The 18,941-nt window shown below is 71.1% G+C and carries 11 protein-coding genes; 5 read left to right on the top strand and 6 right to left on the bottom strand.

The window, feature by feature from the left end; translation table 11 throughout:
* Window positions 1-21 precede the first annotated feature (21 nt).
* From GA0070624_RS18865 to GA0070624_RS18875, 3 genes are all read right to left on the bottom strand, one after another.
* Window positions 22-381, bottom strand: coding sequence for a hypothetical protein (locus tag GA0070624_RS18865; RefSeq protein ID WP_091342896.1), 360 nt, complete (start codon window positions 379-381; stop codon window positions 22-24).
* A gap of 75 nt (window positions 382-456) precedes the next feature.
* Window positions 457-1,155: an SDR family oxidoreductase gene (locus GA0070624_RS18870; protein ID WP_091342899.1), complete on the bottom strand. Its 699-nt coding sequence runs from the start codon at window positions 1,153-1,155 to the stop codon at window positions 457-459.
* Between the two features lie 37 nt (window positions 1,156-1,192).
* Window positions 1,193-1,669, bottom strand: coding sequence for a winged helix-turn-helix transcriptional regulator (locus tag GA0070624_RS18875; RefSeq protein ID WP_091342902.1), 477 nt, complete (start codon window positions 1,667-1,669; stop codon window positions 1,193-1,195).
* Window positions 1,670-2,161: 492 nt separating this feature from the next.
* Here GA0070624_RS18875 and GA0070624_RS18885 point away from each other — a divergent pair, with 492 nt between their 5' ends.
* Window positions 2,162-4,003: a glycoside hydrolase family 3 protein gene (locus tag GA0070624_RS18885; RefSeq protein WP_245718869.1), complete on the top strand. Its 1,842-nt coding sequence runs from the start codon at window positions 2,162-2,164 to the stop codon at window positions 4,001-4,003.
* A gap of 83 nt (window positions 4,004-4,086) precedes the next feature.
* Here the strand turns inward: GA0070624_RS18885 and GA0070624_RS18890 are convergent, their stop codons facing one another.
* Window positions 4,087-6,120 (bottom strand): M4 family metallopeptidase, encoded by a 2,034-nt coding sequence (locus tag GA0070624_RS18890; RefSeq protein WP_091342906.1) that lies wholly within the window; start codon window positions 6,118-6,120, stop codon window positions 4,087-4,089.
* A gap of 1,002 nt (window positions 6,121-7,122) precedes the next feature.
* On the opposite strand from GA0070624_RS18890, the gene GA0070624_RS18895 reads away from it, so the two are divergent.
* The 4 genes from GA0070624_RS18895 to GA0070624_RS18910 all read left to right on the top strand — a co-directional run bounded on the left by GA0070624_RS18895 (window position 7,123) and on the right by GA0070624_RS18910 (window position 16,717).
* Window positions 7,123-10,278: an OmpL47-type beta-barrel domain-containing protein gene (locus GA0070624_RS18895; RefSeq protein ID WP_218105197.1), complete on the top strand. Its 3,156-nt coding sequence runs from the start codon at window positions 7,123-7,125 to the stop codon at window positions 10,276-10,278.
* Between the two features lie 20 nt (window positions 10,279-10,298).
* Window positions 10,299-11,267 (top strand): sugar phosphate isomerase/epimerase family protein, encoded by a 969-nt coding sequence (locus GA0070624_RS18900; protein WP_091349053.1) that lies wholly within the window; start codon window positions 10,299-10,301, stop codon window positions 11,265-11,267.
* Window positions 11,264-12,457 carry a multicopper oxidase domain-containing protein gene (locus tag GA0070624_RS18905; protein ID WP_218105198.1) on the top strand — a complete coding sequence of 398 codons (1,194 nt, stop codon included), beginning with the start codon at window positions 11,264-11,266 and terminating at the stop codon, window positions 12,455-12,457. The genes GA0070624_RS18900 and GA0070624_RS18905 overlap by 4 nt, the downstream gene beginning before the upstream one ends.
* A gap of 198 nt (window positions 12,458-12,655) precedes the next feature.
* Window positions 12,656-16,717: a ThuA domain-containing protein gene (locus GA0070624_RS18910; protein ID WP_091342907.1), complete on the top strand. Its 4,062-nt coding sequence runs from the start codon at window positions 12,656-12,658 to the stop codon at window positions 16,715-16,717.
* 115 nt (window positions 16,718-16,832) lie between these two features.
* Here the strand turns inward: GA0070624_RS18910 and GA0070624_RS18915 are convergent, their stop codons facing one another.
* A complete protein-coding gene (locus tag GA0070624_RS18915) occupies window positions 16,833-17,444 on the bottom strand; it encodes a YdeI/OmpD-associated family protein (RefSeq protein ID WP_091342908.1) in 612 nt (203 codons plus the stop codon).
* Window positions 17,434-18,897 (bottom strand): CoA transferase, encoded by a 1,464-nt coding sequence (locus tag GA0070624_RS18920; protein ID WP_218105199.1) that lies wholly within the window; start codon window positions 18,895-18,897, stop codon window positions 17,434-17,436. The genes GA0070624_RS18915 and GA0070624_RS18920 overlap by 11 nt, the downstream gene beginning before the upstream one ends.
* Window positions 18,898-18,941: the final 44 nt, after the last annotated feature.

Consider the following 18,941-nt stretch of genomic DNA (forward strand, 5'->3'; position numbering starts at 1 on the left):
CTTCTCCGCCTGGGCCCGGGACTACCCGCGGGTCAGGCGTTCCAGGTGCTCCGCCTCCCTGGCCGACGGCTCGCTCCGTCCGCTCAGCCGCAGTCGCCACCGGGTCGTCGTGCCGTCGGGGCTGACCAGCTGGCCCCGCGCCAAGGCCCGGTCGATGTCCTGCCGGACGCGCTGCTCGAGGTGCGGTTCGGTGGCGAAGAGGATGCGCAAGCGCACCTCGTCGCCGATCCGCTCCGCACCGGTGTGGTGCGATGCGACTGGGCACGGCGGCTCGTGTTCCCAGTGACCGCAGAGGACGGTGGTGATGGCCGCCCCGGGTGCCCGTGTGTCGGCGTCCGGTGCCATGTCGAGGACTGCCTGGTGGGCGTACCCCAGCCGCATCACCCCATTGTGCCCCGGCCCGCTGCTCTGACGGCCGGATCGGGGGCAGGCCCCCCGATCCACGACGCCTGGCGGTCAGGGCAGCTGGGGGTAGAGCGCGGCGACCCCACCGGACAGACCGGCCCGCACCTGCCGGGAGGTGTCGTCGGCGACGATCTCGTACCGGTCGGCCTCGATGCCGTCGACGGCGATCCGGGCGATGTCCGCCGGGTCCGACTTCGGTGCGGACACTCGGGCGGTCATGTCCGTATCCATGTAACCGACATGGAGGCCGGCGACCCGGATCCCCCGATCGGCGAGCTGCGTCCGCAGTGCGTTGGTCATCGACCACTCGGCGGACTTGGCCGCGCTGTACGCCCCGGTCTGCGGGAAGCTGACCCAGGACAGCGCGGACAGGATGTTCAGGATGGTCCCGCCGCCGTTGGCCGCGATCGTCGGCACGAAGGCGCGTACCACCGACAGCGTGCCGAAGTAGTGGGTCTCCATCTCCAGCCGGATCTTCGCCAGGTCGCCGTCGAGCAGATCCGCCCCGGTGCTCAGGCCGGCGTTGTTGATCAGAAGGGTGACGTCGCCGGCGACCTCGGCGGCCGCGGCCACGGAGTCCGGGTCGGTGATGTCCAGCCTGACCGGTGTCACGCCCGGCAGGTCGACACTGTCGGGGTTGCGGGCACCGGCGTACACGGTGGCGCCCCGCGCCACCAGCTCGGCGGCCAGGTGGCGGCCGAATCCGCGGTTGGCGCCGGTGACGAGGGCCGTACGTCCAGCGATCTTCATGTGCTGCTCCTGAGGGTGAGGGGGTACCGACGGGCGTTCAGCGGCGCAGCAGCCCCGGCCCGGGGCGTACGTCGATCTCGGCGGGCGGCACGTCGTGCCCGGCTTCGCAGCGCAGTCGCGCGTGCACGGCCGCGCCGCAGTCGTGGTGCTCGACGCGGACGGACGGGCCGGCCTCGTCGGCGGCCCAGGCGTCGCCCCACTGCCGCAGCGCGGTGAGCACCGGAAGCAGTTCCTGTCCCTTGCGGGTCAGGACGTACTCGTCCCGGGTGCGCTGCCCGGGCTGCCGGTAGGGCCGCCGTTCGAGCAGCCCGTCGGCGACGAGTTGCTTCAGCCGTGCGGCGGCGACCGGCTCACTGATGCCCACCCGCCGAGCGAAGTCGTCGAAGCGACGGGTGCCGAACGACGCCTCCCGCAGCAGCAGGAGGGTGGACCGGTTCCCGACCACCTCGATGGCGCGCGCGATCGAGCAGTTGGTGGTCAGCCAGGCGTCCCGCTGATCGAGGAAGTCCGTCATGCCGACGACCGTACGCCTCTGGCTTAGGAAAACCAAAGTCAGCTAGGTCACGGCATGGCCAGGGGCGATCGGGAATGCGGCGGGCGTCGCCCGGCCGTCACACCTGCCCGGCATAGTGCTCGCCCTCGACCCGGACCCCGCCGCGCCGGTCGACGGCCCACACCTCCCGGATGACCCGGATCGCCTCGTCCAGCGCGTCCACGGCCTGGCCGCCGGCTGCTGCAGCGGCAGGTTGAGCACGTTGCCGCTCAACCTGATCCGGCTGGTCGCCGCCACCTCGCCTCGATCTCTCGCCCCATCGCCGCCGGAGGCACCGGTCTGCGAGTGATGCCGCCGGACCCGTCACCGTAGCCCGCGACAGAACGAGGTGCTGGGCGGACGGTGAATCGGCAGGACTGTTCACAGTTCCGGCCGGCCAGCGGTGTTCATCGATGTCGGGGTGGCATATGGTGCCGGTGAACGGCCTCACCATTCCTCCGAGAGGAGTGACCCGTGATCCCCGTCCCCCGCCGCCGCATCGCCGGCCCGCCCTCCCTCGCCCTGCTCCTCGTCGCGCTCGTCGGACTGGTCGCGCCACCGGCGGCGGCCGCCGCGACCTACCCGTACCAGGACCCGACCCTGCCCGTCCCCAACCGCGTCGCCGACCTGCTCTCCCGGATGACCCTGGACGAGAAGATCGGCCAGATGACCCAGGCCGAGCGCGGGTCGGTGACCGCCGCCGACCTGACCACCTACCGGCTGGGCTCGATCCTCTCCGGCGGCGGCTCCGCACCCTCGCCGAACAACGCCACCAGCTGGGCGGACATGTACGACGCCTTCCAGCGGGGTGCCCTCGCCACGCCGCTGGCCATCCCGATGATCTACGGCATGGACGCCGTGCACGGGCACAACAACGTGGTCGGCGCGACCATCTTCCCGCACAACATCGGCCTCGGGGCGACCCGCGACCCGGCCCTGGTGCAGCAGATCGGCCAGGCGGTGGCCGAGGAGGTCTCCGGCACCGGCGTCGACTGGGACTTCGCACCCTGCCTCTGCGTGGCGCGAAACGACCGGTGGGGCCGGACCTACGAGTCGTTCGGCGAGACGCCGGACATCCCCTCCGACCTCACAACTGTGATCACCGGGCTCCAGGGCCCGTCGCTCGGCGGGCCCACGTCGGTGCTGGCCACCGCCAAGCACTACCTCGGCGACGGGGGCACCACGGGCGGCGACGACCAGGGCAACACCGAGCTGAGCGAGGCGGAACTACGGGCGATCCACCTGCCACCGTTCCAGGCGGCGGTCCAGCGCGGCGTCGGCTCGGTGATGATCTCCTACAGCAGCTGGAACGGCGTGAAGATGCACGGCCACCAGTACCTGATCAGCACGGTGCTCAAGGGCGAACTCGGTTTCAGCGGATTCGTCGTCTCGGACTGGAACGGCATCGACCAGATCGACGGCAGCCCCGGCTTCACCGCCGCCGAGGTCGCCGCGGCGGTCAACGCCGGCATCGACATGGTCATGGTGCCCACGGCCTGGAAGACCTTCATCAGCACCCTGCGTGCCGAGGTGCAGAACGGGCACATCCCGCTGAGCCGGATCGACGACGCGAACCGGCGCATCCTCACCAAGAAGTTCGAGCTGGGCCTCTTCGAGCGGCCGTTCACCGACCGCAGCTGGACCCCGACCGTCGGCAGTGCGGCGCACCGGGCGCTCGCCCGTCAGGCCGTCCGGCAGTCGCAGGTGCTGCTGAAGAACGCCGGCGGCGTCCTGCCCCTGGCCCGCGACAACAACAAGATCTTCGTGGCCGGCAAGAACGCCGACAACATCGGCAACCAGAGCGGCGGCTGGACCATCTCCTGGCAGGGCTCCTCCGGCAACATCACGCCGGGCACCACCATCCTGCAGGGCATCCGGGCCGCGGTCGGTCCAGGCACGACGGTCACCTACAACCAGCGCGGCACCGGCATCGACGGCAGCTACCGGGCCGCGATCGCCGTGGTGGGCGAGACACCGTACGCCGAGGGCCAGGGCGACCGGACCGGCAGCATGAGCCTGGATCGGGACGACCTGCGAACCATCTCGACCCTGCGCAAGGTGGGCGTGCCGGTGATCGTGGTCCTGGTGTCCGGCCGGCCGCTCGACATCGCGGCCGAGCTGCCCGGCTGGGACGCGCTGCTGGCCTCGTGGCTGCCCGGCACCGAGGGCGCCGGCGTCGCCGACGTCCTCTTCGGAGTGACCGCGCCGACCGGGACCCTGCCGATGACCTGGATGAACTCGGTCAGTCAGCAGCCCATCAACGCCGGCGACGGGCAGGTCCCGCTCTTCCCGCAGGGGTACGGCCTGACGTACTGAGCGGGCCTGGGCACCCGACCCATGGCTGACAGGAGGAAGCGGTCGGTCGCCGGGAGGACGACGACCGACCGCTTCCGCTGTGGTCAGCTCAGGGTGAGCGCGGTGTCATCGACGACGAAGGAGGTCTGCAGCGAGACGTCCTCCGTGCCGGTGAACTTGATGGTGGCGGTGGTGCCGGCCAGCGACGAGACGTCGAAGGACCGCTGGACGTAGCCGGTCGCGGCGTTGACGTTGGAGTAGGTGGCCAGCGTGGTGCCGCCGGCCTGGACGGTCAACCGGTCGTACACGGTGCTGCCCGACTCGGCCGTGTCGATGTGCAGCCAGAAGGTGAGGGTGGCCCGGCAGCCCGCCGGGACGGTCACCGACTGCGACAGGGTGTCGGTGTGGGTCGTGCCGTACCCGTCGAGCCACGCCTTCCACGAGCCGCTGTGCGCCGGCTGGCCGGTGGAGCTGTCGATGACGCCGGAGGTGGCGGTCCAGCTCACGTTGCCGGACTCGAAGCCGGGGTTGGCCAGCTTCTGGCCCGAGCAGGTGCCGGTGGGTGGCGGGGTGGTGCTGGTGCTGCAGGTCGGGTCGCCGGTCTGGGCCGGCACGCTGACCGCGTTCCAGGCCGCCTTGACCGTGTCGAACTCGGTGCAGCTACCCGGGTAGAGGTTCTTCGTCGCCTGCAGCGTCCAGGTGCGGTACTTCAGGTACGACGAGGCCGTCGTCTTCATCAGCATCGCGTTGTACATGATCTTCATGGCCTTCTGGATGCCGAGTCCGGTCACGGTGCTGCCGTTGCAGGTCGGGCTGGTCGGCTGGCCGTTGGTCGGGTTGCTGCCCATGGCCAGCAGGTAGAACCAGTGGTTGCCCGGGCCGGCCGCCGCGTGCACCTCGGTGCCGGGGATGCTGCTGGAGTAGCAGTTGGGGTCGCCGAGGGCCGACGGGTTGTACATGTTGCGGATCGGGCCGCTGCCCACCAGGTTGATCTTCTCGCCGACCAGGAAGTCCGGGGCGTCGTAGGTGGACGGCTCGTTGGCGAACCACTCGGTCGCGGCGCCGAAGGTGTCGGCGACGAACTCCTGGGTCCCGTTGCCCGAGATGCCACCGGGGGTATGGTCGTCGATACCGTGCCCGATCTCGTGAGCGACCACGTCGATCGAGCCGATCCACTGGCCCGAGGTGTTCTTGCCGATCTGGACCTGCGTGCCGTCGTAGTAGGCGTTCTGGTCGTTCAGCCCGACCCGGATGGGCCAGGCGCCGCCGTTGCCGTCGGCGCCGTTGCGACCGAGCCACTGCGACAGCATCCGGTGCTCGGTCTGCGCGGCGAACAGCGCGTCGACGCAGCCGGTCTCCTTGTTGGTGGCGGTGCCGTTGCCCCAGACGTCGTCCGAGCCGGTGAACGTCGTGTTGGTGGCGGCGTCCTGGCAGCTCTGGTTGGTGACGTTCGGGTCCCTCATCGAGTACGTGCTGCCGGAGAAGGTGGTGTTGAGCGTGAGCGGGCTGGGCCCGTTCCACGCGCCGGTGCCGGTGCCGTGCACGATGTGCTCCTGCTTGCGCAACACCGTGCCGGTGATGGCGTCCACGTCCACGGTCAGCCGACTGGGGCCCTCGGCGTCCCGGCCGGTGAGGGTGGTCTCCCACGCCAGGGCCGGCTCGCTGCCCAGGGTGTAGACGACCAGCTTGGTGCCCTCGACGGCGTTGACCGTCGGTAGTTGTGTGCGGGCGGTCTGCTCCGCCGCCGCGGCCGCCAGCTTCGGCGTGGTGGTCAGGTTGCCGATGGCCCGCTCCTGGGCGACGGAGGCGTACCTCAGCTGGCCGGTGGCGCTCGTCGCGAGGACGAAGTCACCACCGGTCACCGGAAGGCCCTTGTAGGTGCGCTCGTAGGGCACGTACTGGGTGCCGTCGGCGGTGATGACCGGCTTCTGCACGAACGCGTCGTCGGGGCTGGCGTGCAGATACTGCGGGCGGTTGGCGACCAGCGCGGCCGCCGAGCTGGCGGCGAGCGCGCGGGCCTGGGCGGCGTCGGGGGCGGGGCTGGGGGGCGCGGCCTGCACGGCCGCGGCGGTGCCGGCGGCGATCAGGCCGGCCGCGGCGGTGCCGGAGAGCGCGACGAGTCGGGGTGCGAGCTTCAAGGGGGTACGCTCCTGTTCCTCGGCGACGTGCGGAGCCCGGTGGGGACGCACGCCGCGTCTGGCGCTGAGGCGGGGCGATGGTCTCCGGAGCTGCCGGCCTGCTTCGGATGGATCGACCACCGTCACGACGCACCGGGGGTCGGTGTGTCGCGGGAGCACGATCACACGGGCGGAGACGCAGATCAATGGGTGACCCGGGCAACCGTCTCGTTTCGGTCGCCTCAGCGACGCAGCGCTTCAGGAAGCCATGATCTTCGATGGCCCCTGATCAGCCCTAACGCTCTCCGCAGTGGACGGACGCCTGTCCGGGTTGTGGGCATTGCCGTAGTGTGCGGATGGCGTATCTCCGCCCTCCTCCGTACCGCCCTCGGGGAGCGTTCGTTCGGGCGATGTCGCGGGCGCACTTCCGGCCGATTGCCGACGGGCGACGGTGGTTCCCTTGATGGCCGCCGTCCCGCGGCGGGCAATCCATGACGTGCTGGCCACGCCGGCCTGAGGTCGCGGTAGGAATCTACCGCCACTTTCGTCTGCAGCGTAGAAAAGTAGTCACTGGATCAACGAAAGCTATGGACACGCTGTGGGGAAGTTAGTAGTGTCGGGCACCATCAATATGTTTCGCGGAGATGAACTACCGGCACGGTAGCTCTCGACTGTGGCCCTTCAGGCGGCGCAACACGTCCGGAGGCCACGACCGGCCAGAGATGGCCACCCCGGGGTCAGCGCTGCAACGCGGCGACCTGGCGCTGACACGCGCCACGGCTCGACCGATGTCCGTCCGTACCCGACAACACCCCGTCAGCTCCGACGCGGAACCCTGTCCGATCCACGTGCGATCCGGCCGCCGCTGAGATCGGACCATTCATCCACATTAGACGACCGTGGCCGCCGGGCACGGCCGAGGACCCCGTGCGGCCAGGGAGGGGCCGACGGGTGGGGAACCCATGTCGTCGACGGGCCGACGCCCGTTCCGCCCGGTCTTTCCGGACCGTGAGAGAGGCATCCATGAACCCACATGCACCGCGCGGTCGGCTCACGGTGAGCCGGCTCCGGAGATCGCTGGCGGCCATCGCCACGATGGCGCTGCTGCTGATCACCGGCCTGGCCGCCTCCCCGGCGAACGCGCGTCCGACCGACCTGGAACGTTCCGCGACGGCCGCGGCGAGCTCGTCGTCGACGCAATTGCAGGCCCAGGTCCTCACCTGGACCGCGGGTGACAACTTCCTGTCGTACCTGTCGGCGCCGACCACCGCCACGGCCGGGCCGGCCACTCTGGTCTTCGAGAACAGCCGGGCCACCGGCAACACCACCGGGATGCAGCACACGCTCACGTTCGAAACGGGCGACCCGAGGTACAACAGCGACGTCGACGTGAACATCCTGGCGGATCCGACGGACAGCAACGGGGGCCGCTGGACCGTTGACGTGGTGCTGTCGCCCGGCACCTACCGATACTTCTGCTCCATCCCCGGCCACGGCGGAATGACCGGGCTCCTGGTGGTCAGCGGTGGCGGGTCGGACACCACGCCGCCCACGGTGACCGCCACGGTGTCCGGGGAGAAGGACCCCACCGGGGCGTACGTGGGCAGTGCGACGGTGACCCTGTCGGCGACGGACAGCGGCTCGGGCGTCGACCGGGTCGAATATTCCCTGGACGGGGGGCCGTTCGGCACGTACTCGGCGCCGGTGACGGTGAACCAGGCGGGTCAGCACACGGTGAGCTACCGGGCCACGGACAAGGCGGGCAACACCTCGTCGCCGCAGTCCGTCTCGTTCTCGGTCGTCGAACCGCCCCCGACGGACACCACTCCGCCCACGGTGACGGCCGCGGTGACCGGCCAGAAGGACGCCAACGGCGCGTATGTGGGCAGCGCCACGGTGACCGTCTCCGCCACGGACACCGAGTCCGGCGTGGACCGCATCGAGTACTCGCTCGACGGCGGCGCCTACGCCGCCTACTCGGCGCCGGTGACGGTGAACCAGCCCGGTCAGCACACGGTGAGCTACCGGGCCACGGACAAGGCGGGCAACACGTCCTCCCCGCAGTCGGTGTCCTTCACGGTGGTGGAGACACCGCCGGCCGACACCACCCCGCCGACGGTGACCGCGGCGGTGACGGGCCAGAAGGACGCCAACGGCAACTACGTCGGCAGCGCCACGGTGACCTTGTCCGCCACCGACAGCGGCTCGGGTGTGGATCGGATCGAGTACTCCCTCGACGGGCAGCCGTACGCCGGTTACTCGGCGCCGGTGACGGTGAACCAGCCCGGTCAGCACACGGTGAGCTACCGGGCCACGGACAAGGCGGGCAACACGTCCTCCCCGCAGTCGGTGTCCTTCACGGTGGTGGAGACGCCGCCGGCCGACACCACCCCGCCGACGGTGACCGCGGCGGTGACGGGTCAGCAGGACGCCAACGGCAACTACGTCGGCAGCGCCACGGTGACCCTGTCCGCCACCGACACGCAGTCGGGCGTGGACCGGATCGAGTACGCGCTCGACGGCGGCGCCTACGCCGCCTACTCGGCGCCGGTGACGGTCAACCATCTGGGCCAGCACACCGTCAGCTACCGGGCGACCGACAAGGCGGGCAACACCTCCGCGCCGCAGTCGGTGTCCTTCACGGTGGTGGAGACGCCGCCGGCCGACACCACCCCGCCGACGGTGACCGCGGCGGTGACGGGTCAGCAGGACGCCAACGGCGCGTACGTCGGGAGCGCCACGGTGACGGTCTCCGCCACCGACAGCGGCTCCGGCGTCGACCGGATTGAGTACTCCCTGGACGGGCAGCCGTACGCCGCCTATTCGGCGCCGGTGACGGTCAACCAGCCGGGCCAGCACACGGTCAGCTACCGGGCGACCGACAAGGCGGGCAACACCTCCGCGCCGCAGTCGGTGTCCTTCACGGTGGTCGAGCCACCCGCGCCGGACACCAGCCCACCGACCGCGACCGCCGCCGTGTCCGGGCAGCTTGACAACAACGGCGCGTACGTCGGAAGCGCCACCGTCATCCTGTCCGCGACGGACGCGGGCTCGGGGGTCGACCGCATCGAGTACTCCCTCGACGCGCAGCCGTACGCCCGGTACTCGGCGCCGGTGACGGTGAACCAGCCGGGTCAGCACACGCTGAGTTACCGGGCCACCGACAAGGCCGGCAACACCTCGGGTACCGCGTCGGTCACCTTCACGGTGGTGGCGAGCGGGCCGGGCCCCGACTGCCCGGTGAAGGACACCCGGCCGACCGTGTGGCTCGGCACCGTGGACAGCGGCGTGCCCAACCGGGTCGTCGAGGGTGACTGCACGATCAACAACGTCATCGAGGACGAGCGGACCTGGCCCAACCACGGCGAGTTCGTCTCCTACGTGACCACGATCGCCGAGCACCTGCACCACCTGGGCGTCATCACCCACCACGAGCACGGCCGCCTGGTGAGCGCCGCCGGTCGCTCCGGCGTCGGCAAGCCGGACGAGAAGAACGGCTACCAGCCGCTGCTCGACAACTCGGCGGCGTCCTTCGGTCGGTGGCAGCAGGTCGGCGCGGGCGACTTCACCCGCAACGCCGACGGGTCGATCACCAGCCGGCCGGTACCGGGGCTGGGCATGCTCTGGTTCCCGGTGGCCGCGTACGGCGATTTCTCCCTCAAGCTGCAGTGGCGCGACGACGCCACCGGCGACGGCCGGGCCAACAGCGGGGTCTTCGTCCGCTTCCCGAACGTGCACCAGCACCCGGACGAGTCCCGCCCGGAGTGGGTGGCCATCAAGTACGGCCACGAGCTGCAGATCCTCGACCGACCCGACGGTGACCAGTACAAGAGCGGATCGGTGTACGGCTTCGACCGGGTCGACCTGGCCGGCGCCAACGTCACCCCGAAGGGCACCTGGAACGACTACGAGATCCGCGTGGTCGGCCAGCACTACTCCGTCTTCCGCAACGGGGTGCTGATCAACGACTACGTCAACACCCCGGACGCGGTGTTCACCCCACCCCGGGCGGACGACCCCGGTGGCGCCGGACGGCAGAGCGCCAGCGGATACATCGGCCTGCAGAACCACGGCGCCGCCGACGTCATCAGCTTCCGCAACGTGCGGATCGCGCCACTCTCCCCGTGCTGCCCGACCGGGACGTCCTCCTCCTCCGCCAATCCCAGCACCTGCTGCTGACCGAGGAAAGGGAACCAACCATGGCAAAACACAGGATCGATCGCCGAACGCTGTTACGGGGACTCGCCGGGTCCACCGTGGCGGTCAGCGCGGCCAGCCTGACCGGGGTCGCGCCGGCCTGCGCGTCGGACGGCGAGTCGAACGGTCACCTGATCCCGCGCGGCCAGATGGGCATCCAGCTCTACAGCGTTCGCGACAAGATCGCGCAGGTCGGCTTCGCCCCGGTCTTCGAGGAGCTCTCCCGCATCGGCTACCGGGAGGTGGAGTTCGCCGGCTACACCCAGGGCGCCGCCGGCCCGATCACCCCCACTCAGATCCGGCAGCTGCTCGACGACAACGGGCTGAAGGCGGCGGGCAGCCACCGCGGGCTGGCCGACTTCCGCACCAACCTGGAGTTGGAACTCGACGTCGCCGAGACCCTCGGCATGCCGGCGATCGGCACCGCCCAGGCGCCCACCGGGAACCGCACCATCGCCGGGTACCAGGCGGCCGCCGCGGAGTTCAACGCGTGGGGCGCGGCCGCCGCGGCCCGCGGCATCAAGCTCTACCAGCACAACCACACCATCGAGTTCAGTTTCGCCGTCGACCGGCCCGACGTGCGGCTGTACGACCTGTTCCTGGAGCTCACCGATCCGCGGTACGTGTACCTGGAGATGGACATCCTGTGGGCGTACGGCGGCGCCCGGAAGTACCCCGGCTTCCGCCCGGTCGACTATGTGAACGCCCAGCCGCACCGCTACCCGATGTTCCACGTCAAGGACGGCGTCCCGCTGCCCGACCCGCAGCAGGGCAACTCCTACCTGGACGTCGAGTTCGGTGCCGGAGTCATCCCGTTCGCCGAGTTCTTCGACGAGCTGAAGGGCCGGGGGCGCTTCGAATTCCTGTGGGAGCAGGACACCGCGCCGAACGCCCAGCCCAACCCGCCGGGGTCGCTGGGTGCCGCGGAGCGTAGCTACCAGCGCATGGTCGAGCTGCGGGGTGCCCGGTGAGCGCCTGGCGGCTGGTGGAGGACGGCCCGGCGCCGAAGCCCGGGTCGGCGGTCGGCCCGACGACCGGGTCCACCGGCCCGCTGGGCGGCCGGCCCGAGCGTCCGCGTACCGGCGCCCGGCGCATGCTGGTGGTGGCGGCGGTCGTGCTGCTCACTCTGGTCGGTGCCGGCGGGCTGGCGGTCGCCGGCACCGGGATGTTCGCCGAGCGGCCGGACGGCTGCGTCAAGCCCGACCGCAGCATCCAGCTGTACGCGGTGGAGCTGCCAAAGGACGGCACCCAGATCCGGCTCGGCTACGGCCTCACCCCGGAGACGGCGTCCTACCCGGGCCCGACCATGGAGATGATGGAGGGGGAGTGCCTCGCCATCACCCTGCACAACCAGGTCTCCGCCGAGACGCTGGCAGCGCTGCGCACCAACCCGGCCCATCCGCTCGGCGTCTCGCTGCACGTACACGGGGTGAAGTACACCCAGGAGTCTGACGGCACGGTGCAGAGCGCATCGTTCGTCCCGCCGGGTCAGTCGCGCACGTACACCTGGTACGCCGCGCCGCGCAACAACAAGACCGGGGCGCAGGGCACGGCCGGCTACTGGTGGTACCACGACCACGTGGTGGGTGGCCCGCACGGCACCCAGGGCCTCTCCGCCGGCCTCTTCGGCGGCCTGGTCGTCCGCCGTCCCGGCGACCCGAAGCCGGACCGGACCTACACGGTGGTCTTCGGTGACCGGCAGAGCATCAACCTGCGCCGGGGCGAGGCCACGGACACCTGCACGGAGGTGAACCCCCAGCCCGGCCCCACCTGCCTGGTGGCGCGCAAGGGGGAGCGGGTCGAGTTCATCGTCGTCGGCATCGGCAACGACATGCACACCTTCCACCTGCACGGGCACTCCTGGGCGGACACCCGCACGGGGATGGTGAGCAACGGCCAGCCGTTCGCCGACTCCATACCGGTCATCGACAACAAGACGCTCGGCCCCGGTGACTCCTTCGGAGTCCAGGTGGTGGCCGGCGACTCGGTCGGACCGGGGCACTGGATGCTGCACTGCCACATGCAGTTCCACTCCGACGCCGGGATGTCGACCATGCTGCACGTCCTGGACGAGAACGGGAACATGCCGCCCGGCATGGACCACCAGCACGGCGCCGCCTCGGCGCCCGCCACCGACGGCGGCGAGCACCAGCACAACTGACGGGTCCGTGGCCGCTGGCCCTCTCCCGAGGACCAGCGGCCGCCGGACCGGCACCACCACCACCGACACCACCACCGACAGCGCCGCACCGGCCGCCCGAACGGGGTGGCGCGGCGGTCGCGTACAGCCTGCTCCGGTGAATGCCCCACCTCACCGGCGACCCGGAAGACCCTGTCCCTCAATCCAGGAGGAGTCGAGATGGCTCAAGGACGCCATTTCCGGTTCTCCCGATGGGTCGGACGCCGCCGCGCCGACTCGACGGGATCCACCACACCCACACCGTCCACCCCGAACGCTCCGCGTCGCGTCGGCAGCCGCCGCCGCGCCGGAGCCCTGGCGTCGAGCGCCGCGCTGGCGCTCGGCGTACTGACGCTGCCCGTCCAAGCGGTCAACCCCACGGCGGCCGCCGCCGCCGAGGCCGCCGCGGCGGTCAAGGTGCTGGTCTTCCACGGCCCGGTGGACAAGCAGGATGACCCGGTCGCCCGGGCGACCGCGACGATCAAGGGGCTGGGCGAGCAGCACGGCTTCACCGTCGACGACTCCGCCGACCCGGCAGTGTTCACCTTCGGCAACCTGGCCCGGTACCGCGGCGTAGTGTTCCTCTCCGCCAAAGGGGTGACGCTCAGCGACGCCCAGGAGGCCGCGCTCCAGGCGTACGTCAAGGGTGGCGGCGGCTTCGTCGGCGTCCACGACGCGGCGCGGGCCCAGCCGGAATCCTCCTGGTTCACCGGCCTGATCGGCGCCCGTCCCGCCAGCGGCCTGCCGAACGCGGAGAGGCCGGTCTCGGCCACGGCCAGCGCGGAGAACCCGCCGAACGAGACCGCCGCGAAGGCGATCGACGGGTCGACCAGCACCAAGTGGCTGACCTTCAACCCGACCGGGTGGCTGGCCGCCAAGCTCGCCAATCCCGTCGTCGTCTCCCGCTACGCGCTGACCTCGGCCAACGACTTCCCGGGGCGGGACCCGAAGGACTGGACCCTGCAGGGCTCCGAGGACGGCACCACCTGGACCGACCTGGACACCCGCAGCAACGAGACCTTCCCGCAGCGGTTCCAGACCAAGCAGTACAGCTTCACCAACACCAAGGCATACCAGCACTACCGGCTGAACGTCACCGCGAACAGCGGTGAGCCGCTGGTGCAGCTGGCCGAGCTGTGGCTGATCGGCCCCGACGCCGGTCCGCCCCCGGACGCCACTGTGCAGCGGGCGACCGTCGACCTCACCGACCGGCAGCACCCGGCCAACGACGGGCTGCCGCTGACCTGGACCCGCTCCGACCAGTGGATCAACTGGGACTCGAACCCGATCGGCAAGGTGCACACCGTCGCCCAGGTCGAGGAGGGCAGCTACAACGCGGGCCTGAGCGGCAACGGCGCCTTCCACCCGATCTCGTGGTGCCAGGACTACGACGGCGGGCGGTCGTTCTACACCGGCATGGGCCGTACCGAGGAGAGCTGGACCAGCGACAAGCAGTTCCAGGGCCACCTGGCCGGCGCCATCAAGTGGACCGCCGGCCTGGTCCGCGGTGACTGCCAGGCGACCATCGCGTCGAACTACCGGATCGAGCGGCTGACCGCCACCAACCAGCCGGGCCAGCTCGACCAGATCGGTGAGCCGCACGGTCTGACCATCGCGCCGGACGGCGGGGTGTTCTACATCGGCAAGGCGGCCTGCCCGACCGGCCCGGTCGTGAGCTGGGACGACCCCAAGGTCGGTCTCGGCTGCGGCACCATCCACCGGTGGGACCCGAAGTCCAAGCAGGTCAAGCTGCTGACCACCCTCGCCGTGATGGGCAACCGGGGCAGCGGCAGCGAACTGGTGAAGAACGAGGAAGGCCTGGTCGGCATCACCCTCGACCCGAAGTTCACGCAGAACGGCTGGGTGTACGTCTACTGGATGCCGCACGAGTCCATCGACCGGGACCGGCGGATCGGCCAGCGGACCGTGTCCCGGTTCATTTACGACGCGGAGAAGCAGTCGATCGACCAGAGCACCCGCAAGGACCTGCTGCACTGGGACACCCAGATCCACAGCTGCTGCCACGCCGGTGGCGGCATGACGTTCGACGAGAGCGGCAACCTCTACATCGGCAGCGGTGACAGCAACTCCTCCGGCGGGTCGAGCGGCTACTCGGGCAACAACTGGACCCAGGACTACAAGGGGACCTCGTTCCAGGACGCCCGCCGTACCGCCGGCAACACCAACGACCTCAACGGCAAGATCCTCCGCATCCACCCGGAGGCGGACGGCACGTACACCATCCCGGCCGGGAACCTCTTCACCGGCAAGGAGGAGGGCGGCGGCAAGAGCCGCCCGGAGATCTACGTGATGGGCGTGCGCAACATCGCCCGGATCGCCTGGGACCCGGTCAACCACTGGCTGACCGCGGCCTGGGTGGGCCCGGACGCCGGCGCCCCGAGCCCGGACCTCGGCCCGGCGAAGTACGAGACCGCCACGATCATCACCTCGGCGGGCAACCAGGGCTGGCCGTACTGCATGGGCAACCGGCAGCCGTACCGGGATCGCAGCAACACCGACGCGACCCAGCTGACCGGCTGGTACGACTGCGACAACCTGAAGAACGAGTCGCCGCGTAACACCGGTCTGGTCAACATCCCGCCGGCGCGGGACAACATGATCTGGTACTCGCCGCAGGGCGGTGGCCCGGTCTTCCCGAAGCGCGCCGACGGCAGCGGGCTGCCCACGTACGTGCAGGAGGAGTCGACGTACACCCAGCCGTACCTCAAGGGCGGCGGCCAGGCCATCATGAACGGCCCGACCTACCAGCGGGAGAAGGTCGACGTCGACAGCGGCGTCGCCTGGCCGACGTACTGGGACAACAAGTGGTTCATCGGCGACGAGTCCAACGCCAACAACCGGGTCGCCGTCACCGTGGACCCGGCCAAGGTCGCCGACCACGGCCCGCCGGCGTTCGCCGAGGACCTGCGCCAGATCATCCGTTCCGGCAGCGGCGCCACCCAGCTCCAGTCCTGGATGGACGCCAAGTTCGGCCCGGACGGCGCACTTTACCTGCTCGACTACGCCGGTGGCTTCTTCAGCCTGCACTCGAACCAGAAGCTGATCCGGATCGTGTACACCGGCGGCGAGGCCACGCCGCGGCCGAGCGACGCCGGCGTACGGGCGGTGGCGCAGAGCCAGCCGAAGACCATCGCGTTCTCCAGCGCGAAGGTGGGCGGCGTGGCCTGGGAGTGGGACTTCGGTGACGGCAGCGCGCCGTCGCACGAGGCCAACCCCAGGCACACCTACGCGGATTACGGCACCTACCAGGCCACGCTGAAGGTGACCTACGCCGACGGCGAGGTAGCCACCGCGAAGATCCAGGTCACCACCGGCTGTGCCGCCCCGGACACCCGGAAGACGGTACGGATGCTGGACACCGACACCGGTGTGGCCAACCACGTGGTCGGCGGCGGCTGCACCATCAACGACCTGATCGACGACGAGCGGAACTGGGAGAACCACGGCCAGTTCGTCAGCCACGTCGCCGACGTGGTCAACGACCTGCGCGCCGACGGCGTCGTGGACAACCGGGAGGCCACGAAGCTGAACACCGCGGCGGCCCAGTCGCAGATCGGCAAGGTCGCCGGGTACCGGTCCCTCTTCGACGGCACGGCGGCGTCGCTCGCAGACTGGCGGCAGGCGCCGGGCGGATCGTTCACCCTGCAGTCAGACGGATCCATCCGCAGCTCGGGCGGGCTCGGCATGCTCTGGTACGCCAAGGACGAGTTCGGCGACTTCTCGCTGCGGCTGAAGTTCCGGGACGTCTCCGTCGGCAGCACGTACGCCAACAGCGGAGTCTTCACTCGGTTCCCGGACCCGCGGACCCCGCTGGACCAGCGACCGGCCGGTAGTTGCGGCACGGTCGGGTCGGCCCGCACCTCTCAGGCGTGGGTGGCGATCTACTGCGGTCAGGAGATCCAGCTCTACGACGGGCCCACCGGTGAGCCGCAGAAGACCGGGTCGATCTACAACTTCGACCCGAACAACCTCGAGCAGGCGCAGGTGACCCCGAAGGGTCAGTGGAACGACTACGAGGTCCGGGTCGTCGGACAGCACTACACGATCATCCGCAACGGCGTGGTGATCAACGAGTTCGACAACACGCCGGGCAAGGCGTCGTCGCGGCAGGGTGACCCGCCGACGGATCTGCGCCAGTTCCTCAGCGGATTCATCGGATTGCAGAACCATGGCACCAACGACCTGATGGAGTTCCGCAACGTCCAGGTGCGGGAGCTGTAACAGCACCGGTGCCGGGTACGGGGGTCAGCCTCCGTACCCGGCACCTCCGCGTCGGCCCCTCGGCGCAGCGGCAGGCCCAACCGGCGGCCGGCGGCGGCCGTGCGCGGGGACGGTGTCAGCTCGGGTCGGGGCCGCCGAGGGAGCGCCGCTGCGGGTAGAGGGTCTCGCCGCGGGCCAACATGGCGACGAACTGCGCGATCCTCCGCTGTCGTGTCTCGGCCCGCTTCGCGGTGCCGATCCGGTAGATGACGGCGTACCGGTTCTGGGCGGTGAGGATGTCGAACATCTCCCGGGCCCGGGGCTCGGCGGCCAGCGCGGCGGCGAGGTCGGCCGGTACGTCCGCGCTGGACTGTCCCGCGTAGGCGACGTCCCATCGTCCGTCGGCCTTCGCACGCTCCACCTCCGCGATCCCGGCGGGTTGCATGCGTCCCTCCGCCGTCAGCCGGGTGACGATGCCGACGTTCCGGGCGGACCAGGGACTGCGCGCCCGGCGCGGGGTGAACCGCTGGCGGTAGGTGTTGTCGTCGCGGCGGCGGACCTGACCGTCGATCCAGCCGTGGCACAGGGCCTCGTCGAGCGCCTGATCGTAGGTGAGGGTGGTCGGCGCGGGGCGGTCACGTTTCGCCAGCACCAGCCACACGCCGCCCGGGTCGGCGTGGTGCTCGCCCAGCCATGCCCGCCAGGCGGCCGCGTCCGGGACGGTCAGCTCGGGCAGCTCAGCGGGCATGACCCGGTCCGCTGCCCGCGTCGGCGTCCCGCCCGGAGTTGACCACGCCGGCGCGGGGCAGCCAGGCCGGCGGATCGCCGCCCCAGGGTGTCGGGGGCGTCGCCCACGTGCGGGGTCCACCGAGCAGCGACACCGGCGGCAGCGCGTACCGGAGCCGACCGACCGGCGCGTCCCGCTCGTCGCACCAGCGGTCCGGATCCGGTGCGGCCGCCGGACCCACCGACCGGCGCGGCGGGAGTTCGTGGAGCAGCCACCGCGCGGTGCGGGCCAGGGAGAGCTGGATCGACCATGCCCCGCCCTGCTGGTGACGCAGGGTCAGGGCCCGCAGCACCGCCGCCGCGAGGAGGTAGCCGGTGCCGTGGTCGAGGGCCTGGGCCGGCAGCGCCCCCGGCACGCCGTCGGCCCGCCGCTGCACGTCCGCGATGCCGGTGGCGGCCTGCACCAGGCTGTCGAATCCGCGCCGGCCGGCCCACGGTCCGGAGAAGCCCCACGCCGACAGCCGGGCCACCACCAGATCGGGGCGCTGGTGCCGCAGCGCCTCGGGGGATAGGCCGAACTGGTCCAGTGCCGCCGGCCGGTAGCCGGTGACCACCACGTCGGCCTCGGCGACCAGGTCGTCGAGGCGGGCCCGGTCGGCGGGCTGGCGCAGCTCCAGCAGCGCCGAGCGCTTGCCGAAGCCGGTGTCCACGTGCTGTACCTCGATCTCCGGCAGCCGAGGGGTGTCGACCCGCAGCACGTCCGCGCCGAGCAGGGCGAGGACCCGGGTCGCCACCGGACCCGCGATCACCCGGGTCAGGTCGAGCACCCGCACCCCGGCGGCGGGCAGCAGCGGATGCTCCGGTGGCGGCAGCAGCCGTCGCGGCGCGGCCGGGCCGTCGAGACGCAGTCCGACCAGGGGCTCCCGCGCGACCGCCACGGACTGCGGGTGCGCGGACCACTGCTGCGGCGTGCGTACCGCGACGGCCAGCCCGCCGGCGCCCGTCACCGCCTCCTCGACGCCGGCCGCCGTTTCCGCGCGGATCCGGTCGGCCAGCTCGGCGGTCAGGGACGCGCCGTCGGTCCGGGACGGGTCCAGCCCCAGCGCGGCCAGCAGCCGCCGCCGGTGATGCGGGTAGTTGGCGTGGGTGCGGACCCAGCCGTCGGCGGCCGGCCAGAACCGGGACAGCGGCGCGAAGCCCTCGAAGGCCCTACCGTCCACCCGCAGGTGCCGTTCGCTGGTGAACGCGGTCGCCGCGGCCTCGGCGTCCACCCGAACCGAATCGGTCACCCCGCGGGCCCGGGCCAGCTCGGTCGCGGCCAGCCCGGCGGCGGCGACGCAGGCCACCGCCAGGTCCGCGACCGGCAGGCGGGCCGGCAACATCCCCGACGGACCGCGCACGCTCAGGTCCCTGGTGTCCGCCGGATCGCCGCCCAGCGCCGTCCACGCCGACCGGACCGCATCTCCCTCATCCACGGGCCGATTATTCGCCCACCGGCGAACGACCAGGCCAACTGGGT

Source organism: Micromonospora rhizosphaerae (assembly GCF_900091465.1).
In the GTDB taxonomy this organism is placed as follows: domain Bacteria; phylum Actinomycetota; class Actinomycetes; order Mycobacteriales; family Micromonosporaceae; genus Micromonospora; species Micromonospora rhizosphaerae.

What these genes read in the sequence shown, in the direction of transcription:
- GA0070624_RS18865 (WP_091342896.1), bottom strand. Translation starts at nt 381, where the DNA reads ATGCGGCTGGGGTACGCCCACCAGGCAGTCCTCGACATGGCACCGGAC.
- GA0070624_RS18870 (WP_091342899.1), bottom strand. Translation starts at nt 1,155, where the DNA reads ATGAAGATCGCTGGACGTACGGCCCTCGTCACCGGCGCCAACCGCGGA.
- GA0070624_RS18875 (WP_091342902.1), bottom strand. Translation starts at nt 1,669, where the DNA reads ATGACGGACTTCCTCGATCAGCGGGACGCCTGGCTGACCACCAACTGC.
- GA0070624_RS18895 (WP_218105197.1), top strand. Translation starts at nt 7,123, where the DNA reads ATGAACCCACATGCACCGCGCGGTCGGCTCACGGTGAGCCGGCTCCGG.
- GA0070624_RS18900 (WP_091349053.1), top strand. Translation starts at nt 10,299, where the DNA reads ATGGCAAAACACAGGATCGATCGCCGAACGCTGTTACGGGGACTCGCC.
- GA0070624_RS18910 (WP_091342907.1), top strand. Translation starts at nt 12,656, where the DNA reads ATGGCTCAAGGACGCCATTTCCGGTTCTCCCGATGGGTCGGACGCCGC.
- GA0070624_RS18915 (WP_091342908.1), bottom strand. Translation starts at nt 17,444, where the DNA reads ATGCCCGCTGAGCTGCCCGAGCTGACCGTCCCGGACGCGGCCGCCTGG.